The sequence below is a fragment of the Rhodococcus sp. RD6.2 genome, assembly GCF_001040705.1.
In the GTDB taxonomy this organism is placed as follows: domain Bacteria; phylum Actinomycetota; class Actinomycetes; order Mycobacteriales; family Mycobacteriaceae; genus Rhodococcus_G.
In genome coordinates, this window is the sequence record NZ_CVQP01000006.1 from 432,966 (window position 1) to 447,229 (window position 14,264).

The 14,264-nt window shown below is 67.6% G+C and carries 13 protein-coding genes; 8 read left to right on the top strand and 5 right to left on the bottom strand.

The window, feature by feature from the left end; translation table 11 throughout:
• Positions 1–39 precede the first annotated feature (39 nt).
• Entirely contained in the window at positions 40–573 is a 534-nt protein-coding gene (locus RHCRD62_RS12245; RefSeq protein WP_050064958.1) for a C40 family peptidase, read from the top strand.
• Between the two features lie 62 nt (positions 574–635).
• On the top strand, positions 636–1,070 hold the full coding sequence (locus RHCRD62_RS12250) for a nitroreductase/quinone reductase family protein (protein WP_050064959.1): 435 nt from the start codon (positions 636–638) through the stop codon (positions 1,068–1,070).
• Here RHCRD62_RS12250 and RHCRD62_RS12255 read toward each other — a convergent pair.
• Positions 1,067–1,747: a GntR family transcriptional regulator gene (locus RHCRD62_RS12255; protein WP_050064960.1), complete on the bottom strand. Its 681-nt coding sequence runs from the start codon at positions 1,745–1,747 to the stop codon at positions 1,067–1,069. The genes RHCRD62_RS12250 and RHCRD62_RS12255 overlap by 4 nt on opposite strands.
• 133 nt (positions 1,748–1,880) lie before the next feature.
• On the opposite strand from RHCRD62_RS12255, the gene RHCRD62_RS12260 reads away from it, so the two are divergent.
• From RHCRD62_RS12260 to RHCRD62_RS12270, 3 genes are all read left to right on the top strand, one after another.
• Positions 1,881–2,762 (top strand): sulfurtransferase, encoded by an 882-nt coding sequence (locus tag RHCRD62_RS12260; protein WP_367379642.1) that lies wholly within the window; start codon positions 1,881–1,883, stop codon positions 2,760–2,762.
• A 63-nt stretch (positions 2,763–2,825) separates the two neighbouring features.
• Positions 2,826–3,659: a hydroxyethylthiazole kinase gene (thiM, locus tag RHCRD62_RS12265; protein ID WP_050064962.1), complete on the top strand. Its 834-nt coding sequence runs from the start codon at positions 2,826–2,828 to the stop codon at positions 3,657–3,659.
• The gene (locus RHCRD62_RS12270) at positions 3,656–4,756 is read left to right on the top strand and encodes an LLM class flavin-dependent oxidoreductase (protein ID WP_050064963.1); all 1,101 of its coding nucleotides are present in this window, start codon (positions 3,656–3,658) and stop codon (positions 4,754–4,756) included. The genes thiM and RHCRD62_RS12270 overlap by 4 nt, the downstream gene beginning before the upstream one ends.
• A 68-nt stretch (positions 4,757–4,824) precedes the next feature.
• Here RHCRD62_RS12270 and RHCRD62_RS12275 read toward each other — a convergent pair whose 3' ends face one another.
• Positions 4,825–6,951 (bottom strand): oxidoreductase, encoded by a 2,127-nt coding sequence (locus tag RHCRD62_RS12275; protein ID WP_050064964.1) that lies wholly within the window; start codon positions 6,949–6,951, stop codon positions 4,825–4,827.
• Positions 6,952–7,186: 235 nt separating this feature from the next.
• Here RHCRD62_RS12275 and RHCRD62_RS12280 point away from each other — a divergent pair, with 235 nt between their 5' ends.
• Complete coding sequence (locus RHCRD62_RS12280; RefSeq protein ID WP_050064965.1) at positions 7,187–8,170, top strand: endonuclease/exonuclease/phosphatase family protein; 984 nt, start codon at positions 7,187–7,189, stop codon at positions 8,168–8,170.
• Positions 8,171–8,212: 42 nt separating this feature from the next.
• Here RHCRD62_RS12280 and RHCRD62_RS25445 read toward each other — a convergent pair whose 3' ends face one another.
• Complete coding sequence (locus tag RHCRD62_RS25445) at positions 8,213–9,235, bottom strand: helix-turn-helix transcriptional regulator (protein ID WP_172671054.1); 1,023 nt, start codon at positions 9,233–9,235, stop codon at positions 8,213–8,215.
• Positions 9,236–9,375: 140 nt separating this feature from the next.
• Between RHCRD62_RS25445 and RHCRD62_RS12290 the strand changes: the two genes are divergently transcribed.
• Entirely contained in the window at positions 9,376–10,809 is a 1,434-nt protein-coding gene (locus tag RHCRD62_RS12290) for an amidase (protein ID WP_050064966.1), read from the top strand.
• A 469-nt stretch (positions 10,810–11,278) separates the two neighbouring features.
• On the opposite strand, the gene RHCRD62_RS12295 is transcribed toward RHCRD62_RS12290, so the two are convergent.
• Positions 11,279–12,223 carry a chymotrypsin family serine protease gene (locus RHCRD62_RS12295; RefSeq protein WP_050064967.1) on the bottom strand — a complete coding sequence of 315 codons (945 nt, stop codon included), beginning with the start codon at positions 12,221–12,223 and terminating at the stop codon, positions 11,279–11,281.
• Between the two features lie 185 nt (positions 12,224–12,408).
• Between RHCRD62_RS12295 and RHCRD62_RS25450 the strand changes: the two genes are divergently transcribed.
• Positions 12,409–12,555, top strand: coding sequence for a hypothetical protein (locus RHCRD62_RS25450; RefSeq protein WP_253277293.1), 147 nt, complete (start codon positions 12,409–12,411; stop codon positions 12,553–12,555).
• Positions 12,556–12,653: 98 nt separating this feature from the next.
• On the opposite strand, the gene glnA is transcribed toward RHCRD62_RS25450, so the two are convergent.
• On the bottom strand, positions 12,654–14,090 hold the full coding sequence (glnA, locus tag RHCRD62_RS12300; RefSeq protein ID WP_050064968.1) for a type I glutamate--ammonia ligase: 1,437 nt from the start codon (positions 14,088–14,090) through the stop codon (positions 12,654–12,656).
• Positions 14,091–14,264: the final 174 nt, after the last annotated feature.

The following is a 14,264-nucleotide window of genomic DNA, read 5'->3' on the forward strand; positions in this document are numbered from 1 at the left end:
GATCTCCGTCGGCCGGAGAATCCTGGAGGAATCCGCTCGATGTCGAAGCACCGCAAATCCCACACCACCCGCGCCACGCGAACGGTGTGCGGCCTCGCCGTCGCCGCTGCGATCACCGGGGGAGTGCTGGCCCTGCCCGCCGCCCGCGCGTCCGCGGAACCGTTCGCCATTCCGGGTATCGGCACCCTCGACGTCCCCGGAGGTGCCCCGGTGACGCCCGCGCCGCTGCCCACTCGCGGGCAGCAGGCACTCGACGCTGCGCTCTCGAAGCTGGGCGCGCCGTACGTGTGGGGGGCTACCGGGCCCAACGCCTTCGACTGCTCGGGTCTGGTCCAATGGGCGTACCGGCAGGCGGGCGTTTCCGTTCCACGCACCACGTACGACCAGGTCAACGGCGGCAGTCCCGTCGGTCGCGGCGATCTGCAACCCGGTGACGTGGTGCTGTTCAACGGCGCGGAGCACGTCGGCCTCTACGCGGGTGGCGGTACCGTCGTCCATGCGCCGACCAGTGGTCAGCCGGTCAAACGCGCGCCGCTGGACTCGATGCCGTTCTTCGCGGCGCGCCGTTACTGAACGCGCGGCCGAGAACGACGACCACCGTAGACTCGTTCCCGTACCCGAGGGAAGGATCGCACGTGAACGCTCCCGACCCCAACGACTGGAATGCGAAGATCGTCGCCGAGTTCCGGGCCAACGAGGGCAGGGTGGGTGGTCAGTTCGAGGGTGCTCCACTGATCCTGCTGCACCACCGGGGCCGAAAGTCGGGGCGCGAGTTCGTCTCCCCGATGATGTACCTGCCCGACGACAGCGACCCGGACCGGATCTTCGTGTTCGCGTCGAAGGCGGGTGCGCCGACCAACCCCGCCTGGTACCACAACCTCGTCGCGGCCGACACGGCCACGGTCGAGCGTGGCACCGACACCTACACCGTGGCCGTCGAGGAGATCACCGGCGACGAGCGGGACGTCGTCTTCGCCGAACAGGCGTCCCGCTACCCGGGTTTCGCCGGGTACGCGGTGAAGACCGCCGGGGTCCGGGTGATCCCGGTCGTGGCGCTCACCCGCGTCTAGCTGCCCGCGAACAGCCGGATGCGCTGCTCACGACTGCGCTCGAGGTGCGAGCGCATGTGCTCGCGGGCGGCTCGTTCGTCCCGGGCGCGCAGCGCGTCGAGGATGAGGTCGTGCTCGGAGTTCAGTAGGTCCGGCTCGCCGTAGTTCGACGGCGGTCCGCTGTCGTAGATGCGCAACTGGGTCGTGAGCCGGATGAGCAGGGCGGTGATGGTCGCGTTGTGGGCGGCCTGCCAGAGGGCCTCGTGGAAGCGGAAGTTGCCCGAGCGCACCTCGGCGTCCTCGGTCGCGTCGCAACAGACGCGGTGCAGGCTTTCGAGTCGGGCCATGTCGAGGTCGGTGTGGCGCAGCGCCGCGGCCCCCGCGGCCTCGGATTCGAGCGCGACCCGAGCCGCGTAGATCTCGATGACGTCCTCGGGCGTGCCGGAACGCACGCGGAAGCCCCGTGCCGCGCGTTCGAGCAGGCCGTCGTGGGCGAGCCAGTTGAGAGCCTCGCGGATGGGGGTGCGGGATGCGCCGTACGTCTCGCTGAGTTGCGTCTCGTGGAGGGGAGACCCCTGCGGGAACTTGCCGTCGAGGATGTCGGCCCGCAGGCGGAGGTACTGCTTCGACGTCTGGTCGGAACGGCCGGCGGCGCCCGTCGTCATCAGCGTTCCCAGGTCGTCGTCCTCGCGCGCCATCGTGTCCCCTCCGTCGATTCGTTGCGGTCTGCGCCGCGTCGATGATTATGCCAGGGGAGACAGCCGGATACTTGCGTATACGCTCGTCCTCGCTTACGTTCGGGTTGTTCGAGTCCTCCAGGAAGGTGTGTCGGTGCAACCAGTGATCCAGGCGCAGGAGTTGGCCGCGCTGCTCGGCCGCCCCGACGCGCCCGTCGTCCTCGACGTCACCGTCCTCCTCGCACCCGCCCGATTCGACGGCGACTACCGACCCGAATCGGGCGAGTCGCTCTGGCGCGAGGCGCACCTGCCGGGGTCCCGGCACGTCGACCTCCTGACGACCCTGTCCGACACCTCGGGCTCGCTGCACTTCACCCGCCCGTCGGCCGACGGACTCGCCGCCGACCTGGGCAGGCTCGGCATCACGCCCGACAGTTCCGTGGTGCTCTACGACCAGGGCGGCGCGACCTGGGCGTCGCGGGTGTGGTGGCTACTGCGGGCAGTCGGAGTCGACGCCAGGATCCTCGACGGCGGTCTCGCCAGGTGGACCGCGCTCGGGCTGCCCGTGGAATCCGGTGAGCCCACCGCGGCCGAGCCGGTCCAGGTTTCGTCGTCCGCGCTCGCCGACCGTGGACTCTGGGTCGACCGCGGCGAGGTCGCGGCCATCGCCGCAGGCCGAGCGCCCGGAACGCTGGTGTGCGCGCTCGCGCCCGCACAGTTCGCGGGCGCCGAGAACACCCGCTACAGCAGGCGCGGCCACATCCCCGGCAGTCGCAACCTGTCCGCGAAGAGCATGCTCGACGACCGCGGACTGCTCCGCGAGGCCGACGAACTCACCGCGCTCGCCGCAGCGGCGCTCGCGGACGTCGACCAGCCCCTGGTGATCTATTGCGGTGGAGGAATCTCGGCGTGCCTGACCGCACTCGGGCTCGTCCTCGCCGGACACGACACGGTCCAGGTCTACGACGGGTCGATCGAGGAGTGGTCGGCCGACTCGACACTGCCGATGGTGACGACGACGGGTGGTGACGAGTGAAGCGATGTCGCCCTCGGCCCTGACCCCGACACCCACGACGATGCCTACCTCACAGGAATTTCCATGACGATCACCCCCGCCGATCTCGGTACCGCACTCGACTCCCTTCGCGCCCGCGTCCCGCTCGTCCACTCGCTCACCAATGTCGTGTCGGCGAACTTCCTCACCAACGTCCTTCTCGCCGCGGGCGCCAGCAACGCGCACATCGACAACGCCCACGAGGCAGGCGATTTCGCCCGCATCGCAGGTGGCGTCCTCGTCAACCTCGGAACCCCCGACGACGGCACCGCGGCCGCGTTCACCGCCGCCGCCGAGTCCGCTCACGATGCGGGTACCCCGTGGGTGCTGGACCCGGTCGGGGTCGGTGGTCTCGCCTGGCGCAGCGGCCTCGCCCTCGACTTGCTCAAGTACCGGCCGACCGCGATCCGCGGCAACGCGTCCGAGGTCATCGCGCTCGCCGGGCTCGGCGCCGACACCCGAGGCGTCGACAGCTCCGACGATCCGGCCGCCGCGGTTCCTGCCGCCGTCGCGCTGTTGCAGCACGCCGAGGTCGTGTCCGCGTCCGGCCCGGTCGACCACCTCGTCGGACGCGACGCGGACGGCACGGTCGTCGGAGTCCGGATCGGCGGCGGCAGTGCGCTGCTGCCTCGGGTGACGTCCACCGGCTGCTCGCTCGGCGCACTCGTCGCCGCCTACCTGGCCGTCGCGGAGACGCCGCTGATCGGTCTCGCCGCCGCGCACGCCCACGTCGCGGTCGCGTCGGAGATCGCGGAGGCGAACTCCTCTGGGCCGGGTTCGTTCGCCGTCGCCTACCTCGACGCGCTGTACACCCTCGACGCCGCCACACTCGCCGAGCGCGTCGTCCTCGACACCTTCGAGGTGGCCGAGAACCGATGAGCATCAAGACCTTCTGGTATCTCACGCAGGCCGACGGCGACTTCCCGTGGAGCCCGGGTGGGCTCTATCCGGTCGACGGGCAGCGGCAGATCGAGCTCGCGAGAACGATCGACGACGGCGGATTCGACGGCGCACTGGTCGCCACGTGGTCCAACGACCCGTTCCTGTCCGCAACCTGGGCGGCCTCGCACACCTCGAGGATGAAGTTCCTCGTCGCGGTGTACGCCAACATGATGCCCGCGCGACTGCTCGCCGAGAAGGCGTTGACGTTCGACGCGTTCAGTGGCGGCAGGCTGATGATCAACTCCGTCAACGGCCGCGACAACATCCTCACCAAGTACGACATGAACGTCGAGCACGACCGGCGGTACGAACTGGGCGAACAGTACTGGGCCGACTTCCGCCGCTACTACCGCGAGGGTACGGAGTCGAACTTCCCGAACACGCCGCTGCGCGTCGACTCCGCGGACGGACACACGGTCCCACTGTGGGGGACCGGCGACTCGCCTGCGGGACTGGAGAACTCGGGCAAGGTCCTCGACGCCTACCTGGTGATGTCGCGCGAGACGTCCTTCGTCAAGGAGAAGTTCGACGGGGCCCGCTCCGCCGCGGCCGCCGCGGGCCGCGAGTTCACCGACTTCGGTGCCCTGTCCGGGGTCATCGTCCGGCCGAACCGCGGCGAGGCGATCGACCGGTTCCGGTCCCTGTTCGAGAAGGCAGGGATCGACCAGATCACCGACGTCCTCGACAATGCGGTCCGGCGCCGCACCGGTGGCAAGCACGATCTGGCCACGTTCACGGCCCGTGACGCGCAACGGCAGGGCTGGGTCGACACCATCGTCGGCGGCAAGCTTCCCGAACCCGAGGACCTGTACATCGGCGACGGCCTCTACGCGGGTATCACCGCGTGGTCGCCACTCGACATCTTCGGCACCGGATCGTCGGCGGTGTACTACGTCGGCGACCCCGACGAGATCACCGGTCACGTACACGACCTGCAGGCCCGCACCGGCCTGACGTCCCTGATCCTCGCCGGCTGGCCGCTGGTCGACGAGGCGAAACAGGTTGCCGAGCACCTGATTCCCCGCCTGGCGTAGGCGCGTCGCGCCCGTGCGTGAGGTCGGTGGCTCTGACCGCCGATCTCATGCACGGGTGCCACAGGCGCCTACAGTGCCGTCGCGACCTTCCACGCCGAGTGCATGGCGCCCTCGATGTAGTCGACGCTCCCGGCGTCGCCGACGACGCGGGTGTTCACCCCGGCTCGCGCCAGCTCGTCGGCGAGCGGCGCGGCCGCGGTCACGCCTGCCGCCATCACGACCATGTTCGCGGGCGCCGACAGCGACTTTCCGTCGACGGTGAACTCGACCGTCGTGCGGGTGATGCGCTGCACCGTCGCATTCCGGTGGACGGTCACACCCACCTCCCGGGCGTGCTTGACGGCGGTCCAGCGGCGCGGCATCGCCATCGGGACACCGAGCTGCCCGCCCTCGGCGAGGAGGGTGACGTTGCTGCCGCGTTCGGCGAGGAACTCCGCCAGTTCGAGTCCGACGAGCGAACCACCGATGACGACGACGTTCCTGCTCATCGGGAGGAACTTGAGGTACTTGCGGCTGAGGTCGCGGATCCTGCCGGGGCTCTTCGTGATTCCGGTCAGTCCGGCCAGTTTGCCCGCGATGCGGAACAGCAGGGGCTGGTCGGAGACGTCGCCCGATCCGGTCATCAGGGCGCGCATGGTGTCGCCGGTCTGCACGTGCGGAAGGTTCCCGCCCGGCACACTCGGACGGTCGCGGACCGCGCCGGTCGCCACGACGACCTTGTCCGGGTTCAGGGCACGCACCGAGGTGACGGTGGCCTCGGTGGCGACGCGGATCTCGACGCCGAGCCGCGTGACTTCGCCCGTCAGCCAGTTCAGCAGTCGCTCGTTGTCCGGCGTGGTGAGGGTCGAGAACCACAGGGTGCCGCCGATGCGGTCGGACTTCTCCAGCACCGTGACGCGGTGGCCGCGTTCGGCGGCGACACGGGCCGATTCGAGACCGCCCGGGCCGGAGCCCACGACGACGACGTGCTTGCGGGCCTTCACCGCGGGGAACGGCAGGAGCTTCTCGTTGCCGAGCGTCGGGTTGACCGCGCAGAGCGGGGTCGCGTCCCAGAAGTTCTCCTGGACACAGACGTAGCAGTTGATGCAGGGGCGGACCTGCTCGGAGCGTCCCGCCTTGAGCTTGTTCACCAGGCCGGGATCGGCCAGGAGCTGACGACCCATCGCGACGAAATCGGTTCGGCCGTCGGCGATCATCTCCTCGCCGACCTCGGGGAGCATGCGGCCGACGGTGATGACGGGAATCGAGACCGCACGCTTGATGGCCGACGCGTTGTCGGTGTAGTAGCCGACCGTGTTCGGCAACGGCCCGTCGGTGAAGTTCGCGAAAGCGTTGAGCGCGGTGCCGGTGACGTGAATGGCGTCCGCACCAGCCTTTTCGAAAAGCTCTGCTGCAGCTACCGACTCGTCGCTGCTCAAGCCGTCGGACTCCCCGTACTCCTGCCCCGCGAGCCGCACGATCACGGCGAGGCCGTCGCCGACGGCGTCCTTGACCGCGCGGATCACCTCGCACGTCAGGCGTGCCCGGTTCTCCAGCGCACCGCCGTACTCGTCGGTGCGCTGGTTCGAATAGCGGCTCAGGAACGTGCCGAGCACGTAGTTGTGGGCGCAGTGGATCTCGACGGCGTCGCCACCGGCCGTCTGCACGCGCACCGCCGCTTCGGCGAACATGCGAACCAACCAGTCGAGGTCCTCCTGGGTGGCCTCGTGGTAGGTGGCCCGCTTGCCCTCCTGGATGGCGGCCATCTTCCCGAGCTCCTCGGGAGTGCAGTCGAGCATTGCGCTCATGTCACCCGGAGGCTTCGGCATCGAGGGCACCAGCTGAGGGCGACCGTCGAGGGTGTCGATCCGTGCCACCTTGCCGTGGTGCGTCATCTGCACGCAGAGCTTGCTGCCCGCGGCGTGCACGGCGTCGGCGAGCGCCTTGAGGCCGGGAATGAACCGGTCCTCGGACAGGCCCGGCTCCTTCCGGCTGGTGCATCCGATCGGGTAGGCGACCGCGCAGCACCCCGTGATGATCAGTCCGGTACCGCCCTCGGCGCGGGCGACGAAATGGTCGATGTCGCCCTGGTGGATCTCGCCGTCCTCGCAGAGGTTCATGTCCATCGCGGGCAACACGACCCGGTTGGGGAGGGTCATCGGCCCGATGGTGCCGGGAGCGAGGAGATGCGGAAACGTCTGCTGTCGGATCGTCACCGTCGGAAGCTACGTCGCGCCCGTCCACCGCGTTGCGACCTTCTCGCTGAACGGGACCGAATCGTGAGCAGCGTCCCGGCGGTTGCCGTGGTTCCCTCGCTGTTCCGCCGGTTCGGACATGGGGTCGACGCTCGACGCGATATAAGGGTGCGTGCCGACAACTTCTGCCAGACACGCGACCGGGATCCGAACAGATACGCGCAACCGGTGGGGACGACGAATCGGGTGGCTGGCGGTGGCGGCGCTGTGTCCGCTGATCGGAGTTCCAGCCGCGACGGGCCTCGCCAACGCCACTGCACCCGAGCCGAGCGCGACCGTGCCGGCCGAGTCGGGAACGCTGCGGGCAATGACCTACAACATCGCGGGACTGCCGGAGCTCCTGTCGAGCGCGGAGACGGACCGGCAGACGAGCACGACGACGATCGGCGCAGGACTGAATTCGTACGATCTCGTGAACGTGCAGGAGGACTTCAACTATCACGCCGCCCTGTACTCGACGGCGGTACACCCGTATCGGACACCGACCAGTGGCGGCGCCGGCATCGGCAGCGGACTGAACACCCTGTCCGCCTTTCCACTGGAGGGGCCGGAGCGGGTGACCTGGGAGCGCTGCTGGATCGGCACGGGGGACTGCCTGACGCCCAAGGGCTTCACCTTCACTCGGGTTCGTCCGGCCGACGGTCTCGTCATCGACGTGTACAACCTGCACACCGATGCCGGCTCCGAGCCCAACGACCTGACCGCCCGCGCGGCCAATCTGGATCAGCTCACTCGATTCATCGCCGCTCGGTCGTCGGGCAACGCGGTGATCGTCATGGGAGACACCAACAGCCGGTACACCCGAGCGGGGGACGAGATCGCCGAGTTCGTCGCGGCGAACAACCTCCGTGATCCGTGGGTGGACCTGGTCCGGAACGGCGACGTCCCGGTCAAGGGTGAACCCGCGCTCTCCTGCGCCGAGACCAGCCCGACCGACGACTGCGAGATCGTGGACAAGGTGCTCTACCGCAGCGGCGACCGGGTGAGCCTCGAGGCGACCGGCTACCGCAACGACCACTCCCGCTTCGCCGCCGCCGACGGCACGCCGCTGTCGGATCACTTCCCGATCGCGGTCGACCTCGACTGGTCCTGTGCCGGCGACTGCGTCGACGACATGGACGATCCGCTGCGGTCCGACGGTGTCGGCTCGGTGGACCGGGGCGGCTCGTTGGGCCGGTGATGCCGCGGCGGGCCGACTCGGGGGCGCCTCGGATCCCGCCTGTCAGTGGTCCGTCGACACGCGGGGCGGATCGGAGAGTCGCGTCGTCTCCACTGCGCATCGCAGGGCATCGACGCTGTCGAGGTCGTGCTCGATCGCGGCGCGGGCCAGCGCGGTGCGATTGGGCACCTGGACCTTGCCCAACGCCGACTCGACGTGGCTGCGCGCGGTGCGAACCGAGATGCCGAGCGCTTCGGAGATCTGTTCGTTCGACCAGCCTCGGGCCACCAGACCGACGACGTCGAGTTCTCGCGCGGTGAGACCCCCGACGATGTCGGCTCGACCGATCCGAATCAGTGCGGCGCCGGATCGGACGACGAGACGAATGTGCCGCCACCGTCCGTCGGTACCCCGCCGGCGAAGGCCGGCGCGTCCTGTTCCGTCGGCCACGGTCAGGCGAGCCAGCCGGCGCAGATCCGTGCTCGACAACCCCGTGGAGTCCAGCGCGCCGATCCGGACGTCGACCGAATCTCCCCTCACCCAGGCGACGAGATCGGCAGGAGGGTCGCCGGCCGATGCCCCCGGATCGATCAGTCCGGCGATCTCGTGCGACAGCATCGTCAGCGCCAGGCGCGCGTCGTCGTCGAGCGGTCGCGCATGGGTCGAGCTCATCGCGACGAAGCCGGGGCGCACCACACCACCCGAGTCGACGGCCAACGGCAACGTCAATCCTTCGTGAAATCCGTTCGGCTGCAGCGCTTGTCTGAACGTCCGAGTCGAATGAAAGTCGAAGGGGAGGTCGATGAACCTCATCGCGGAGGGGTGCCGCAGGGCGTAGTCGTGTCCGGGACAGCTGTGGGCGTAGGTCGTGGCGATGAACTCCATGACATCGCGCGGATAGTCGAGGTTGACGAGCACCGGCTGACCGCGATCACCGGCGTCGACACCGGCTCCCACGAGGGCCGCGCAGTCGAAACCCAATCCGTCGCGTGCTGTCCGGATGGGGAGATCGACCGGCGCGTCACCGCGCGCTGCCGCGCGCACCTCGGCTGCGAAACGGCTCCACCACTCGATGCTGTTACCCACGTCACCTCCCGAGTTGGCCGAAGTGTACCCGCGCCATGCCATCGGCCTTTCGGCCGATGTGTCCTGCGCCACAATCGCGCACCATCGGTGGCGCCATCCCGAGTGGGGTGGTCCCACCACGAGATGGAGGAGAGTCATCCGTGAACATCGATGAATACGCAGCCCTCGACGCGACGGGCATGGCCGAGGTGATTGCTTCCGGCGACGTCACTGCCGACGAGGTCGCGGCTGTCGCCACGAAGGCGCTCGCCGACGTCGACACCAAGCTCAACGCCGTGGCGACGGGGCCCTTCGAGAAGCCCCTGGACTACGCCGGAGACGGTCGATTCGCCGGTGTGCCGTTCGTGATCAAGGATCTGGTGTGTCACGCCGAGGGCGTACCGACGCGGATGGGCACCCGCATGCTCGGCGACGGGATCCGTCCTCCCGCCGACACCCATCTGATGGAGCGCTTCCGCGCCGCCGGCCTCGCCACGCTCGCAGTCTCGACCACGCCCGAGTTCGGTTTCAACGCCAACACCGAAGCCCTCGCCTACGGTTCGACGCGGAATCCGTGGAACCTCGACTACAGCGCGGGAGGATCGAGCGGCGGCTCCGCAGCACTCGTCGCGGCGGGGGCGATCCCGGTCGCTCACGCCAATGACGGCGGCGGTTCGATCCGCATTCCCGCAGCCTGCAACGGGCTGATCGGCCTCAAGCCCAGCCGTGGTCGTGTGCCGCTGGGACCCGACCTCGGTGATGCGTTGAGCGGGTTCGCGATGGAGTTCGCGGTGACCCGCTCGGTCCGCGACACCGCCGCGCTGCTGGACGAGGTGGCGGTGAGCTACCCCGGCGACCGCTTCGTCATCGCTCCGCCCAGTCGCCCGTGGGCAGACGAGGTCGGTGTCGACCCCGGCCGGCTGCGGATCGCCGTCCACACCGAGTCGTGGGCGGGCACCCACGTCGATCCCGAGGTCGCCGCCGCCGTGGACTCGGTGGCGGCCACTCTCGAAGCAGCGGGTCACCACGTCGAGCGCGGCACGCCGGTCTTCGACTGGCAGCAACTGCTCGATGCCCACGTCGTGATCTGGTCCGCATTCCTGGCCGAGTCGGTCGCCGGTGTCGAGGCCATGACCGGCGTTCTCGCCGGCCCCGACAACCTCGAACGAACCACCTGGGAATGCGTCCAGTTCGGTCGTCGGGTCACCGCGGTGGAACTGGGCATGGCCAACCTGACGATCAACACGGTGTCGCGTGAGGTGGGCCGGTTCTTCACCGAATACGACGTGTTGCTGACCCCGACGACCAACTCACCTTCGGTCCCGCTGGGTCAGCTGGATGCGAACGCCGATCTGACCGCCGCGGAGTGGACCCGGCAGATCTTCGACACCTGCTCGTTCACGCCGCTGTTCAATGCGACCGGCACCCCGGCGATCAGCCTGCCGCTCGCACAGTCGGCGCAGGGCCTGCCGATCGGCGTCCAGTTCGCAGGACCCATGTGTTCGGAGGCAATGCTGCTGCGCGTTGCGGCGCAGCTCGAGAAGGCGCTGCCGTGGGCCGATCGACGTCCCGGAGTCCACGTGACCACGCTCTGACCCCTACAACGCAGATGAGTCAGCCCGTCCGGCGATCATTCGGTGATCGCCGGACGGGCCTGGGACCTCCGCCAACTGCGTGCAAGGAAGCTCCCCGGCCACAGAATCGGGCGTCAGTGGCGACTGACCGAATCCGACCTAGAGGGCGCCCTCGACCTCACCGCCGTACCCGCCGCGCCCCGCAACATCGACCCGGCCGGCGCAACGCCCACCACCCGCCGACGCGCCAACAGGCGCTTGGGCAGATAGGCGATCCCGCTCACCGTGGCGATCGAGCCTCGCGGACTTGGTCGTCATCGTCAGACGATTGGCGCAATGCTCAGGTCGCGTCTGAACTCAGCCGGCCGAACAGTTCATCGGCGACGCGGGAGCTGCAGATGATGCGCGAGTGGTGACGGGCCCGGCAAGGCGAAGTCCCCACCCTTGGGGTCAACGCGTCAAGGGTGGGGACTTTCGGTGTCTCGGGAGACTAGTTGTTGGTGATCTGGAAGCCCTTGCCGGGGAACCCGGCCGCCTTAGAGTTCAGATCCGCAAGGATCGTCGTGGCAGGGGTGTTGACGAAGTACAAAAGGGTCTGCAGCCAATGATACTTACGGGTAGTGATTCCCACCCATTTGGTGGAATTGTTCTGAACCCATACGGGTCCACCAGAATCCCCCGGTTGGTGGACAGCCCCGGCGTACATTTGGCCGTCGGTGTAGTGGCTGATGGTGCCACAATTGGCGGCGTACGGCCTATCGGCTTGTGCGAGGTCCTGTGAGGTGATCGTGCCCGCGTGGCACACCACACTCAGCGCAGGGGGGTTGGCTGGGTTTCCTGACGAATCGCTGAAGACCTCATTCATCTTGAACCATGGCACCGACGGCGTCACGACAGGACCAGGCTCGTATGTCGTCTGGGGACTGAACGGCTGTCCGTTGACATCACCGTACTTGGGAACAGTCATGACCATGCTGGACAGTTCCACATTGTCCGCGAACTCGATCACCATGTAGTCGAGCTTGGTGTTAATCCCGGTGATGGGGTTTGCTTCCCGGTTGTCGGTCGTTATGTAGCGGATCCATCCAATCGGGGATGCAGTGTGATCCCTCGTGAGATCTCGCCAGTCCCACACCGGATGGTTGTTTTTGTTGTTTTCGGTGACGAGATCACGCAGGGGAGCCCCCGGCCAGAAATTGCCGCCGTCGTTCGGATCTTCCTGACGTGGGTTGCAGTGCCCTGCGGTGATGCCTACCTTCCTCCCAGATGCGTCTGTTCCAACCGCACCGAGCGTGCAGGTGCCCACTCTGCCAACCATGTCGTCGAACTTGAGCCGCATACCGGCCTGGACAACCTTGGTGGGCGTGACCGGGTCCGCGCCGGCCGTGCCGACGGTCAAAGTCAGAAGCATCGTCGCTGCCCCCGTCAAAGCCACGAAACCCCTTGTTAAACGCTTCAATTCATTCCCCTCCGTGGAGCACTGCGGTCGTTCAGGTGAACGACCCGAAGGAGAGTAGACCGCCTGGTCCTGTCTGGGCGCCGGATTGAGAGGATCGATCGGGAACCGAAACGCCACGGAGCCTCCCGGACGAGTTCACCTTCCACGACCTCCGCCACTACATGGCGTCGCTGCTCATCTCGTCGGGCGCCGACATCAAGACCGTGCAGGCGCGGATGACACACGCAGCGCGAATACGACTCTCAACGTCTACGCCCATCTGTGGCCGGATGCAGACGAGTCCACCCGCTCTGCGATCGGTGCTGTGATCGCGAAGCGGGTGGACTCGGCAAAATCTACTGCGTACTGACTGCGTACCGAGACGGTCTCTCAACCGCCCCGGCACAGGTCAGATGGTGCGAACGACTTACACGTCGTAGTAGAGCTGGAACTCGTAGGGGTGCGGCCGCAGGTTCACGGGCGCGATCTCCTGCTCACGCTTGATCGAGATCCAGGTCTCGATCAGGTCGGTGGTGAACACGCCACCCTCGGTGAGGTAGTCGTGATCCTGCTCGAGACGGTTGATGACGGCCTCGAGGCTGGTGGGGGCCTGCGGGATGTTGCGGGCCTCCTCCGGCGGGAGCTCGTAGAGGTCCTTGTCGACCGGAGCCATCGGCTCGATCTTGTTCTTGATGCCGTCCAGGCCGGCCATCATCTGAGCCGCGAAGTTCAGGTACGGGTTGCCCGAGGAGTCCGGCGCGCGGAACTCGAGGCGCTTGGCCTTCGGGTTGTTGCCGGTGATCGGGATACGGACCGCAGCCGAACGGTTGCGCTGGCTGTACACGAGGTTGATGGGGGCCTCGTAGCCGGGAACCAGACGGTGGTACGAGTTGATCGTCGGGTTCGTGAACGCCAGCAGCGACGGCGCGTGGTGCAGGATGCCGCCGATGTACCAGCGGGCCAGGTCGGACAGGCCTGCGTAGCCGGACTCGTCGTGGAACAGCGGCTTGCCGTCCTTCCACAGCGACTGGTGCACGTGCATGCCCGAGCCGTTGTCGCCGAAGAGCGGCTTCGGCATGAAGGTGGCGGACTTGCCGTGCTGCCAGCAGGTGTTCTTGACGATGTACTTGAACAGCTGCAGGTCGTCGGCCGCGGCGAGGAGGGTGTTGAACTTGTAGTTGATCTCCTGCTGGCCGCCGGTGCCGACCTCGTGGTGGCCGCGCTCGAGCTCGAAGCCCGCGTTGGTCAGGTTGGTGGAGATCTCGTCGCGCAGGTCGACGTAGTGGTCGTACGGGGCGACGGGGAAGTAGCCACCCTTCGCGCGGACCTTGTAGCCGAGGTTCGGGCTGCCGTCGGCGTTGCGCTCGTTGCCGGTGTTCCAGGAGCCGGACACGGCGTCCAGCTTGTAGAACGCGCCGTTCATGTTCGACTCGTAGGAGACGTTGTCGAAGATGTAGAACTCGGCCTCGGCACCGAAGAAGGCGGTGTCGGCGATGCCGGTCGACTTCAGGTACTCCTCGGCCTTGCGCGCGACGTTGCGGGGGTCGCGGCTGTAGGACTCGCGGGTGAAGGGGTCGTGGACGAAGAAGTTGATGTTCAGCGTCTTCGCGGCACGGAACGGGTCGATCTGCGCGGTGGTGACATCCGGGAGCAGCATCATGTCGGACTCGTGGATCGACTGGAAGCCACGGACCGAGGAGCCGTCGAACGCCAGACCGTCCTCGAACACGTCCTTGTTGAACGCGGAGGCCGGAATCGAGAAGTGCTGCTGGACGCCCGGCAGGTCACTGAATCGAATGTCGACGTACTCGACCTGTTCGTCCGCGATGTACTTGATGACCTCTTCGGCCGTGCTGAACGCCACGCTTGTGCTCCTTCAGTTGGGTCCCAGCCAATGTTGATGCGGCGGGTTCGTCGAGGTGACGGTATGGACTCGGTGTTGCCCAACAATCAAGTCCATGTTTCGCCAGTGTTACACGTCGCGATATACGACGTAGGTCACATCGGTCGAGCGGCCGAGGTGAGCAGATCAGCGCAC